The organism is Hydrotalea sp. GW822-HT8A01 (assembly GCF_058798575.1).
On record NZ_CM179506.1, the window covers coordinates 333,203 to 345,658 of the forward strand.

General features: G+C 36.1%; 10 protein-coding genes. 3 read left to right on the plus strand and 7 right to left on the minus strand.

Features of this window, described 5'->3' with window-relative positions:
* Positions 1-124: 124 nt before the first annotated feature.
* The 4 genes from AC3QLY_RS01495 to AC3QLY_RS01510 all read right to left on the minus strand — a co-directional run bounded on the left by AC3QLY_RS01495 (position 125) and on the right by AC3QLY_RS01510 (position 5,624).
* Positions 125-940, minus strand: a complete 816-nt coding sequence (locus AC3QLY_RS01495; RefSeq protein WP_492990373.1) for a hypothetical protein — start codon at positions 938-940, stop codon at positions 125-127.
* 31 nt (positions 941-971) lie between these two features.
* Positions 972-2,147, minus strand: coding sequence for a hypothetical protein (locus tag AC3QLY_RS01500; protein WP_492990375.1), 1,176 nt, complete (start codon positions 2,145-2,147; stop codon positions 972-974).
* Between the two features lie 238 nt (positions 2,148-2,385).
* Positions 2,386-4,026 (minus strand): pyruvate dehydrogenase complex dihydrolipoamide acetyltransferase, encoded by a 1,641-nt coding sequence (locus AC3QLY_RS01505; protein ID WP_492990377.1) that lies wholly within the window; start codon positions 4,024-4,026, stop codon positions 2,386-2,388.
* A gap of 143 nt (positions 4,027-4,169) precedes the next feature.
* Positions 4,170-5,624: an isocitrate/isopropylmalate family dehydrogenase gene (locus AC3QLY_RS01510; RefSeq protein WP_068245044.1), complete on the minus strand. Its 1,455-nt coding sequence runs from the start codon at positions 5,622-5,624 to the stop codon at positions 4,170-4,172.
* 149 nt (positions 5,625-5,773) lie between these two features.
* Between AC3QLY_RS01510 and apaG the strand changes: the two genes are divergently transcribed.
* Positions 5,774-6,160 (plus strand): Co2+/Mg2+ efflux protein ApaG, encoded by a 387-nt coding sequence (apaG, locus tag AC3QLY_RS01515; protein WP_074420421.1) that lies wholly within the window; start codon positions 5,774-5,776, stop codon positions 6,158-6,160.
* Here the strand turns inward: apaG and gldB are convergent, their stop codons facing one another.
* The gene (gldB, locus tag AC3QLY_RS01520) at positions 6,161-7,177 is read right to left on the minus strand and encodes a gliding motility lipoprotein GldB (RefSeq protein ID WP_179855959.1); all 1,017 of its coding nucleotides are present in this window, start codon (positions 7,175-7,177) and stop codon (positions 6,161-6,163) included. It lies immediately after the preceding gene.
* Between the two features lie 178 nt (positions 7,178-7,355).
* On the opposite strand from gldB, the gene AC3QLY_RS01525 reads away from it, so the two are divergent.
* Positions 7,356-9,038, plus strand: a complete 1,683-nt coding sequence (locus AC3QLY_RS01525) for an NAD+ synthase (RefSeq protein ID WP_074420419.1) — start codon at positions 7,356-7,358, stop codon at positions 9,036-9,038.
* Between the two features lie 5 nt (positions 9,039-9,043).
* Here the strand turns inward: AC3QLY_RS01525 and AC3QLY_RS01530 are convergent, their stop codons facing one another.
* Both AC3QLY_RS01530 and AC3QLY_RS01535 read right to left on the minus strand, forming a co-directional pair.
* Entirely contained in the window at positions 9,044-9,883 is an 840-nt protein-coding gene (locus tag AC3QLY_RS01530) for a universal stress protein (protein ID WP_074420418.1), read from the minus strand.
* 126 nt (positions 9,884-10,009) lie between these two features.
* Positions 10,010-11,203: an acetyl-CoA C-acyltransferase gene (locus AC3QLY_RS01535; protein WP_492990381.1), complete on the minus strand. Its 1,194-nt coding sequence runs from the start codon at positions 11,201-11,203 to the stop codon at positions 10,010-10,012.
* Between the two features lie 195 nt (positions 11,204-11,398).
* On the opposite strand from AC3QLY_RS01535, the gene AC3QLY_RS01540 reads away from it, so the two are divergent.
* Positions 11,399-12,454, plus strand: a complete 1,056-nt coding sequence (locus tag AC3QLY_RS01540; protein WP_492990383.1) for a quinone-dependent dihydroorotate dehydrogenase — start codon at positions 11,399-11,401, stop codon at positions 12,452-12,454.
* Positions 12,455-12,456 lie beyond the last annotated feature (2 nt).

Here is a 12,456-nt window from a genome sequence, read left to right on the forward strand (position 1 = left end):
AAAGTGAAAAAATGCTATACTTTGTAATCATAGATATTTAATAAGTAATCAATACCATTTAATAAGTAATCAATACAAAACATATGATAAAGTAAAACACAATTATGCAAACAAAGCTTTTTTATCAATTGAATTTTAAAAATGATTGTACCTGCAAAAATGAGCTTACAAAAAGAGAAATGTTTGCTTGTTTTAAAAATCTTATAAAAGTATTATAAATATTTTCATCTGGCATAGGGTCCATTTTACGAAGTTCAATAAAAATTCTCCTTTTAGGTATAGTAAACCCGGTTTCAACATCTACCATTTTATTGAAGATAATTTCTATTTTGAAAAGCTTCATTTTCATTAGGTTATCCATATAGTTAGAAAAACTATATGGAATATTTCTCATAAATGAATCATAATATAAATAAAATGAATCAAAAGAATTTTTCCCTTTGTAATTATCAAAATGCACATATTTTTCCAGCAAAATGTTATTTCCATAGTGTATCGTAGCATATAAGTATGAACTATCCTTTGCCAGTGAATCTTTAAAATTATTTATCTGTCCGTAATGTGCATTTACTCTTAAAAACGAGTCAACCGGATAATAAACTCCATGAGAAGTATCATAAATAGAAGAAAAATAATACCCCAAAGAATCAAAATTCCTGAATAAAAAATAACGTTCAGAATTAAATATTTTTGCATTATTTTGGAAATTATATACTGGTTTAAGTTTATACAAAGTATAATTTTCTAATTTAAAAACTGAAATAGTATCATTAAAGTTTATATATTTAATTGAATTGAGACTATCTTTATTGGTTACATATATATCATAATAATCTATTATTTGAAAACCTGTAATCTTCCTATTTACCGAAGAATGAAAGCAATCAATTTTTGTATTTAAACTAAGTAACATTATAATTAATGTATATAATTTATTCATCTTTTAAAAATAAAACAACTCAAAAATTTATTTATGGTTTTGCAGGCCAACCAATGATTGTGGAATTATAATTAACACTTTGATCCAGTAAATTAGGAAGAGTACAATTACAAATTGGATGATAAGTAACATTAAAATCAAGTGACATACCCGCATATAAAACATTAGGGGTACCTGCTACAAACGAGGGGGTGCCAACTCCCTGATTAAATGATACCGCTCCACCAATTGGATTGCCGACCATTGTAATATTTTGATGTGTTAACGACTCCCAATTCCAAACATTACTTTGCTTATCTACTAATTTCACAATACCTGATTCTGAAGAAATTAGTTGAAAAGTGGGATTTGTAAGTATCACCCATTGCATAATTTTAGATTTCCGAAAGTCATCAACATCTCCAACCTGTGTAGAAACTGTATAGGAAGCTGTCGTAGAGTTTGAAACCAAATCAGTAAAAATCATAGCGCAATTTTCTGCACAATTAATATCATCAAGATAACCTGAACTGCCATCCATATTTATAATATCACCCAAATTTATGGTAAACTGGTAACTGCATTGGGGCATAACCCCAACTACTACGCTACCATCTGAATTAGAATATGCCCATGTATAATCCCAGCAAATATATGATATTATTAATCCGTTATTGGCAATATTATTTGTTGAAAGCTGCATTGATTTTTCAAGATCACTTAACAATTGTATATTTTTATTGGATGCACTAAATAAGCCCAAAAGTGTAGATGCAGAAAAAATAGTAGCTCCCTTGTTTCCATATTTCTGAACAAAAGGCTGTGTATTATTTTTACTTACGATTTTGAATAAAATCTTATTATTACTGTATTTGTAAAAAAATATCAATGCATTAGTATTATTTTCCTCATTTATAACTGGAGTCACTAATGTATTAAATCCGTTTTGATTTTTTATGACAATTGAAATATCCCAAATGGGTATACCATATTTTTTAATTATACTGGATATATTATGTACTTTTTCATAGCTGTTAAATGAAAATATAACCAGATCTAATAAATTAACATCAGTTAATTTTCCATTTATTTTTTTAAATATTTGATTCGAAATATCTATTTTTTTAAAAATATTATATTGGTTAATCTGATTTGCTATATGCAAATCTTCCTTTTTACAAGACACAAAAACAAAAAAAGCGCATAAAATAATTTTAATGTTTTTCATAAAAATATTTTTAATTGATTATTAATTTAAATCAAAAATAATTTTATATTTTAATAAATTTAAAATTTATTTTATTATTTTTTAATGATAAAATACGGTTTTTTTTGATAAATTTTTGATAAAACTATTAATTTACAGTCATTTACACATTTGTTAATATTATTAATTATTTTTTTAAAAAAAAGTCCTGTTCATTCGCAAGGAATCAACAGGACTTTTTCAATTAGCATCCGTTAAGTTAAATCAACATTCTAAGCGGTTCTTCCAATAAACTTTTTAGTGTTTGTAAAAAGGCAGCACCGGTTGCTCCATCTACAACCCGGTGGTCGCAACTAAGGGTAACCTTCATTACATTGCCGGGTACAATTTGTCCGTTTTTCACAACAGGTTCCTGCGATATTCCACCAACGGCTAAAATACAAGCATCCGGCGGATTGATAATGGCTGTAAACTGGTCAATACCAAACATGCCTAAATTAGAAATGGTGAAAGTACTTCCTTCCCAATCGGCCGGTTGTAATTTTTTATCTTTTGCTTTTTGTGCGTATTCTTTTACCTGAACCGCAATCTGGCTTAAACTCAAACTATCTGCAAAACGCACTACGGGTACTAATAAACCTTCATCTACGGCTACTGCAACACCAATATTGATATGCTGGTTATACCGAATAAAATCGCCCATCCAACTACTATTTACTTTAGGGTGCTGTTTTAAAGCTATAGCCGTAGCTTTCAGTACCAAATCATTAAAACTGATTTTAACTTTGGCATTTTCATTCAATTTGGTTCTGGCGGCAACAGCAGCATCCATATTAATAGCCATAGTTAAATAAAAATGCGGCGCTGTAAATAAACTTTCGCTCAGGCGACGTGCAATAGTTTTGCGCATTTGCGAAACAGGAACATCTTCGTACCTAACCTGGCCTGCCGGTAATGCCTGTACAGTTGGCGCAGAAGCTGCAGTTGCAGAGGCGACTGTAGTAGCCGGCACATAATTATCGATATCAGCTTTTATAATTCTGCCATTGTCGCCGCTACCTTTTACATATCGTAAATCTATACCTTTTTCTTCTGCCAATTTCTTGGCTAATGGAGAAACAAAAATTCTTCCTTCATTAACGATAACAGGCGCAGGAGCAGCAGCTGGTGTAGCAGGTGCAGACGGTGAAGCAGGCGCAGCGGGTGTTGGTACAGTAGCTGCAGGAGTGCCTTGTTGATTGGTATGTTTTACGGCAGCTACAATGTCATTAATATCTAATCCATCTTTGCCAATAATACAAAGCAAATCATTCACTTGAATTTTTTCGCCGGCTTTAGCCCCTTGATAAAGTAAAATGCCATCTTTATAACTTTCTAACTCCATGGTAGCTTTATCGGTTTCAATATCCGCTAATACTTCCCCTTTTTTAACGGTATCACCAATATTTTTATGCCAGGCTGCAATAACCCCTTCGGTCATGGTATCACTTAATCGCGGCATTAATACCACTTCTTCCATCTTGCTAATATCCATTGCCGGTGCTGGTGCATTGGCTGCAGGTTGATTAGGCGGAGTTGCCGGTGCAGCTTTTGCTGGTTTTACCGCAGGCTGTGCCCCGGAATTGGGTGCATGCTGTGCCAGTAAACCACTAATATCTTCGCCGGGCTGTCCTAAAATAGCCAATAAATCATTTACTTGTAATTTACCGCCTACTGGGGCGCCGGTGTGCAATAAAACCCCATTTTGATAGCTATCCAGCTCCATAGTGGCTTTATCGGTTTCAATTTCGGCTAATAATTCGCCCTTTTTAACAGTGTCTCCCACTTTTTTGTGCCAGGCAGCAATTACCCCTTCGGTCATGGTATCGCTTAAGCGTGGCATTAATATCGCTTCTGCCATAGTTCAATTGCTCTTTAAAATGAGCCGTGAAATTAAGTTAAAAATGAGAACAGAAAAGGTAAACCTTTAAAAAATGACTGTTTCTTCATTTAAATTCAATTGAACGGGTCACTTATTGTTATTTTAATTGGTTATGTATTTACTTATTGCCCCTGTGCCAATGAGTAGGCTTTTTTGTTACCCAACATTAACAGCAATTCTGATGAGCATATTTTAAAATTGCCACTCATACTTACATATAATCCCAGCACATCCATTTGGTTTAAAGGCATATCATCAATACTCTCAAAGCGAACATTGTATTGGTTCACTAAATTAGTATACACCGATCCGGTAGGCCAAACCTGTGTACCACGATTGCTGATATTCACTAATTTAAATTTTACACCTGCATGGCGCATACATTTATTGGCAATAGCAATAGGTTGTTCATTGCTTTCAATAAAAAAATCAACCCCAACAATATGCTCTTTTTCTGTTTCAATAGATTCGAGCATGGGGTTTTTATCTAATTTAAAATGGGTTTGTGTAGTAGGCATGTTAGGTAATGCCGGCTTAGCGCCCAATTCGGGTATTTTCCCAAAATTTTGAATAATGGCCTCTGCAAATGCAGTGGTAGAAAGGGCCGGTATGCTTTTATCGCCAAAATCGCCGGTATGAATACCTTGTTCTAAGGTATATAATAAGGCATTTTCAATGAGTGCTGCTGTTTGCATTAATCCCAAATGGTGCAGCATACCAATACCGCTTAACAACAAAGCAGTCGGATTGGCTAAATTTTTACCGGCAATATCCGGAGCTGTTCCATGAACTGCTTCAAAAATGCAAATATGATCACCAATATTGGCAGAGGGTGCAAAGCCTAAGCCGCCAATCAGTCCGGCACATAAATCACTTACAATATCGCCCTGTAAATTGGTTAATACCACCACATCAAATAAATCGGGCCGTGTTACCAGTTTCATACACAAATCATCTACAATTACGTCATCGGCTTTTAATTCCGGGTAATCTTTGGCCACTTCATAAAATACCTGCAAAAACAAACCATCTGTAATTTTCATGATATTGGCTTTATGGCTGCAGGTAATTCTTTTCGCACCTTTTTTCTTGGCCATTTCAAAGGCATATTTTATTAACTGCAAACTGCCGGGGCGAGTAATAAAACGGCGGCTAAGCGCTACATCGTGTGTAAGCATGTGTTCAATACCACCATAGGTATCTTCAATATTTTCTCTTACCACTGTAATATCGATAGGAATACCTGCTTTGCTAAAAACGGTATCTACCCCATGCAAAGTTTGAAAAGTTCTTTTATTGGCATAGGTATTCCAGGTTTTACGGGCAGTAACATTTACACTTTTTACCCCCTTTCCTTTTGGTGTTTCCATAGGGCCCTTAAACAAAATACCCAATGCTTCTATGGTTTGTTGCGCATCGGGTGTCATTCCATTACTGAATCCTTTATCAAAAACCCATTTTCCCATTTCTACAAATTCGTATTGCAGCGGCACTTTCGCTGCGGAAAAAATAGTTAAAACAGCCTCCATAATTTCCGGGCCTATTCCATCACCTTTTGCCACTGCTATTTTATTCATACTTTAAATTTTAGATTGCAAAAGTAAGCTTTCATAGAATTGTTTCTGTAGTAAACAGGCCGGAATAGTGTATTACTGCTTTAAAATTGAATGAACAAATACTATTAACACTGATTTTCTTATCTTTATGCTTACAGATTACACAGCATATGGTTTCAAAAATTTCTGCAGGCATTCAAATTAGCGTGGAAACATTTTATCAGCCGGATTACAGCAATCCTTTAACCCATGAATTCATGTTTGCCTATCGTATTACCATCGAAAACCTCAATGATTTTACCGTTCAGTTGCTCAACAGGCATTGGTTTATTTTTGACAGTAATGGTGAAAACAGGGAGGTAGATGGTGAAGGCGTGGTTGGGGTACAACCTGTTATTCTTCCCGGTGAAAGTTACCAGTATGTAAGTGGTTGTAATTTTAAAACAGAAGTGGGAAAAATGAGCGGTTATTATACCATGGAAAATCAAAATACAAAAACCCATTTTACTGTAAATATTCCCCCATTTGAAATGATTGTGCCCGCCAAACTGAATTAATCAGGGTTGGTATTTTGCTTCGTCAAAAATTTGCTTTGAAGGGGTTTCTAATAATTGTTCCGGACTGGTTCCCGGATGTTTTTTCATCCATTGTTTTACAATTTGCCAGCCGGTAAACAGGCCTATATTTCCGGGAGCTGCAGGGCCCAATTCAGGAGTTCCGGGGCCATCATTCACGTAAGGGGCAATTTGGGTAGGTTCTGTTTCATACAGCAGATTATTTTGTATGAAGAAACTCCATATATTTTTTTCGTGGGCATAACAGCCGGAAAGCTGGGTTTGCGTGTAACCGGTTTTAATACTATCGGCTACATTTGGTAAACAGGCATCTAAAACATACATGCGCTTTCCACTTTCTATGATTTGTTCTATCAAGGGCATTCCTGCTTTTTTTTCCGGGTAATAATCACTTAAAATATTACGCATACAATTTACAGTAATGTATTCTGGTTCAAACCTTCTTGTTTCATAATCGGGATATACTTCCCTAATGTATTGTGTATGATATGCCGGAAACTGATGCCCCAGATATGCCTGCAAGCCAATGGCCAATCCGGATGAAGTTAAGGCACTGCCTATCCCTTCAATGGGACCAATATAAGTAATAATGCTGTGTGGCAAATTGTATTTGGGAAAATAATAATGAAAATATCGAAAAGCAGTGGCAATTTGTTCCGTATACTTTTTAACATTTGAAAATTGCTGTTGAACGGCACTATCAATCGGCGCATAGGTTCTTCTGAAGAGCAGTACATCTTTCAATACGCTATCTGGTTGTGGATACGCTGCTAAAATATTATACAAATAATCTTTAATAAAAACAGGATATTTTTTTTGTAGATTGTCTAATCCATGCGAAACATGCATGGTATCCATTGCAAAAAAATCCCGGTCAAAACGTTGCAAAGTCAAAGGCATGGATATATTAGAAACATCAGGTAATTTTTTTTTGGGAGAGCAGGCTGCCAAAAAAATCACTACTGCTATCCAACCTGTTCTAAGCATCAATCTGACCATTTCTAAATAATTTACTGCAAAATAAATACAATGTGTTGAGTATTGCCATTTGTTTTGTTAAGATTGGGCTGATAGCTTTGGTCTAAAATATAGAACTTTGCATTTTTAAACGACAATAATTGATATACTATTCCTGTTTCATTTAGGTCTATTTGTAAGCACACTTAAAAAAAATTACATGAAGATTTTTTTAGCACAACAAAATTATCATATCGGCAATTTTGATTTCAATACACAAAAAATTATTGCGGCCATAGAAACAGCAAAGCAGGCCGGTGGCGATTTAATTGTATTTAGTGAAATGAGTATTTGCGGATACCCTGCAAGAGATTTTGTTGAGTTCAACGATTTTATTGCCAAATGTTATGCTGCTATTAACGTTATTAAAGCGCATACCCAAAATATTGGGGTATTGGTAGGTGCACCTGCAAACAATAATAGCGGAAAAGGAAAGGAACTTTTTAATGCAGCATTTTTTTTATACAATGGCGAAGTGATTGCAGAATTACATAAAACCCTTTTACCTACTTATGATGTGTTTGATGAATACCGCTATTTTGAACCTGCTTTTGATTGGCATGTAGTACCATTTAAAGGAAAGAAAATTGCCGTAACCATTTGTGAAGATATTTGGAACTTAGGCAACAACCCATTGTACAGAACCTGCCCAATGGATGAATTGATGAAAGATGCACCGGATATGATGGTGAATTTAAGCGCTTCACCATTTGATTATACTCATGTTGAAGATAGAAAAGCTGTGATTAAAGCCAATGTATTGAAATACAAATTACCCATGATTTATTGCAATGCAATTGGCAGTCAGACAGAAATTGTATTTGATGGCTCCTCATTGGTTTTTGATAAAGATGCAAACCTGTGCAAAGCATTACCCTTGTTTAAAGAGGCAATAGAATCAGTGCATTTGGATGAAGATGGCTATTTTAAAGAACCGGTAATTGAAGCAGCAGCTTATGTACCCGATGCATTATTGGACCCTGCAACTTTACAGGAATCATTGAATATCGATCAAATTTATGATGCACTTGTTATAGGGATTCGGGATTATTTTTCGAAAATGGGCTTTACCAAAGCTATTATTGGCTCATCCGGCGGAATAGACTCGGCAGTTACTTTGGCCATTGCCTGCGCTGCTTTAGGTGCCGAAAATGTGCGTGCTGTATTAATGCCATCACCCTATTCTACATCACATTCTGTGGATGATGCAGTTGCACTCAGTAAAAATCTCGGTAACCCTTACGATATTATTTCCATTAACCATATTTACGAATCATTTTTAAACACCTTAGCTCCTCAATTTAACGGTATGCCATTTTCGTTGGCTGAAGAAAATATGCAAAGCAGAATAAGAGGTAATTTATTAATGGCATTAGCAAATAAATTTGGCTACATTTTATTAAACACATCTAATAAAAGCGAGTTGGCTACCGGTTATGGTACTTTGTATGGCGATATGGCCGGTGGCCTCGGTGTTTTAGGCGACTGCTATAAATTACAGGTATATGAGCTGGCCCGTTTCATTAATAAAAATAAAATGATTATTCCTGAAAACATCATTCAGAAAGCCCCCAGTGCCGAGCTGAGACCAAACCAAAAAGACAGTGACAGCCTTCCTGACTATACCATTTTAGACAAAATTTTATACCAATATATTGAGCAACGGATGGGGCCTGCCGAAATAAAAGCAATGGGCTATGATGCCGACTTAGTCAACAGAATTTTAAAACTTGTAAATACAAACGAATACAAACGCAACCAGTTTTGCCCCATCATACGTGTTTCGCCCAAGGCTTTTGGCGTAGGCAGAAGGGTACCCATTGTAGGAAAGTATTTAAGTTAATTTTTTTAGTCATGAACCACCATTAATGGTACAATGCTATGAAATGCCATCATTTTGGTATGGCTTCTTTTAAACAGTGTATCAAACAAGCCATGCCTTTTGGGAATTGAAATGATTAAATCAATTTTATTTTCTTTCACAAAATTATTGGCTGTTTCCATAAAATCATTGCCATCTACAAAATGATATTGCGGATTGTATTGATGTAACAAATTATGCAGCATTAAACTTTCATGAGGTGTTTCAGGTGTAAAATGACTATTATCTTTATCAATATTCAACACATGCAATGCTGCTTTGGTAGCATCCAATACCTTGATAATAGGCTGAATAGGCGTAGTTTCAACAACTTTTTGAAAATCACAAAGAAATAATACTTTTTCAATTGGCTTTACTGGCGCCTCCTTTGGAACAATGATTACCGGTACAGTAACATTTTTGGCTACCTGTATAGTATTGCTTCCAAAAAGATTTTCTTCAATGGCATCACCGCCGGTAATACCCATCATTACAACATCAATGGGCATACGTTCGCATACACTCTGAATACCCGGCGTTAACAGATTAAATTCTGAAAGTGTTTCTACAACAATATTTTCAGGCTGATAAGCCAATAAAATGAATTTAAAATTCTCCAAACCTGTTTCACTTCCCTTCTTCAAATTATCAATCCCAACAGCATCAACCGCAGGAACCAGCGGGTCGGCACCTATTGTAACAATGGTTTGATAGGTATTGTATAAAATTACTTTTTCTGCCTTTATTTGCCGGGCAATTTCCATGGCATAAATGGCGGCATGTTTGGCAGTTTCAGAAAAGTCGGTGGGTATTAATATTGTTTTCATGTGTTTACTTTTATAACATGAAGGTAATTTTTAGAAGCCTGTTAAAAAATGATGAAAATCATTTCACAAAAAAATAATATCCTTCCCTTTCACGCTTATCCCATTATACACAGTTCCCAATCAAACCTACATTCGTTCAATAATGCCTGCAATGCCCTGGCCACCGCCTACACAGGCCGTTACCATTCCGTATTTTTTATTCAGTCTTTTTAAATCATTCAAAATTTGGATGGTTAGTTTAGCACCGGTGCATCCCAATGGGTGCCCCAACGCAATAGCACCCCCATTAATATTTACTTTAGCCGAATCCATTCCCAACGCTCGAATTACTGCAACAGACTGGGCTGCGAAGGCTTCATTCAGTTCAATTAAATCTACATCTGCTAAATTCAGTCCCGCCTGTTTTAAAACTTTGGGTACTGCGGCCACAGGACCAATACCCATAATACGCGGATGTACGCCGGCACTGGCACAATTCACCAATCGGCCAATGGGCTGTAAGCCCAGTTCAATCATCATCTTCTCACTCATTACAACTACAAAAGCAGCACCATCGCTGGTTTGCGATGAATTACCTGCAGTAACGGTACCATTCAGTGCAAAAGCAGGTTTTAATTTAGCCAACCCTTCAACAGTAGTATCGGCACGCAACCCTTCATCGGTATCTACTACATAAGAACGGTTCGCTTTTTTCCCCTTTTCATTTACATAAGTTTCCTGCACAGTAATGGGTAATATTCCAGATTTAAAATACCCATTTTCTATAGCTGTTTTTGCTTTTTGGTGCGAATGGTATGCAAACACATCCTGATCTTCTCTTGAAACATTAAATTCTTTTGAAACTGCTTCGGCAGTTAAACCCATGCTCAGGTAATAATCGGGTTCATCTTTTGCAATATTATAGGATGGAACCGTTTTCCAGCCGGTTGTAGGCACCAAACTCATACTTTCCGTACCGCCGGCAATAATACAGTCGGCCATGCCGGTTCTAATTTTTGCCGTTGCCATGGCTATACTTTCTAAACCGCTGGCACAATAACGATTAATGGTAATACCTGCCACTTCAACACCCAATGCTTTAGCTGCAATAATTCTACCAAATTGCAAGCCTTGTTCTGCTTCCGGCACAGCATTACCTACAATTACATCATCTATCCGTTTATAATCTAACTGCGGAAGGGTAGCCATCAATCCTTTTATCACTTCCACCGCCAAATCATCGGGACGGTAAAAACGAAAGCCACCTCTTTTACTCTTGGTAACTGCGGTCCTAAAACCTGCAACGATGTATGCTTCCTGCATAAAAATAATTTTACTCATCAAATGTAATAAAAAGTTGTTTATGCAACTATATATTCATTGAATTTTACCATCTCGGTTTTCAACAAATGAAACCAATAATTAGTTAATCATGCAGGGAAAAATGTTGTGCTTCAACTGTGCGTATACCGTAATATGCTATCAACAAACAAGGATTCTGTTCCTTATTCTTTGCACTGCTTTATCTTCGCAGCCATGTATGCATTGATTAGAAAATTATTGTTTCAAATGAACCCTGAAAGGGTACATTATTTTGCGATGAATAGTTTACAAAAGGCTTGTAATATTCCTACTTTGCAACATTTTATTGCACAACAACTTTCCATAAAAGATGCGGCTTTGGAAAAAGAAGTTTTTGGGCTTCATTTTAAAAATCCTGTTGGACTGGGTGCGGGGTTCGATAAAAATGCAGTTTATTTAAAACCACTCAGCAGTTTAGGGTTTGGATTTGTTGAAATAGGCACTGTTACACCGAAAGCACAACCGGGCAATGAGCCACCACGTTTATTCAGACTACCGGCTGACAAAGCTTTGATTAACAGGATGGGATTTAATAATGATGGCGTAATTGCCATACAAAAAAGATTAGCAGATTGGAAAAACAGTGCACACACACCTGAAACAGCATCGTTAATTATTGGAGGAAATATTGGCAAGAATAAACATACCGAAAATGAAGATGCGTGGAAAGATTATACCATTTGCTTTGAAACCTTATTTGATGTTTCTGATTATTTTGTGGTGAATGTTAGCTCGCCTAACACACCGGGGTTAAGGGCTTTACAGGAAAAAGATGCTTTGAAAAAAATTCTCGCTTCCTTACAGAATATCAATTTTGGGAAGTCACAACCCAAACCTCTTTTACTTAAAATTGCGCCAGATTTAACTACAGAACAATTAGACGATATTATTGCATTAACAGAAGAAGTAAAGCTTTCCGGCCTGGTTATCAGTAATACTACCATTAGCAGAAAAGGGATGAACCACACAGCAGCATCTGTTATTGAAAAAATTGGTGCGGGTGGATTAAGTGGCGCACCGCTTCGCGAAAAAAGCAATCAAGTGTTGGCTTATGTTGCTACACAAACCCAACACCGTTTACCCATTATAGGAAGCGGAGGAATTTTTACGGGTGCCGATGCCCAGGATAAATTTGCAGCAGGTGCTCAATTAGTACAGGTTTGGACCGGTTTTGTGTATGAAGGACCGGGTATTGCACGCAATATTTGCGAGTCTTTACTAAGCCGTTGATT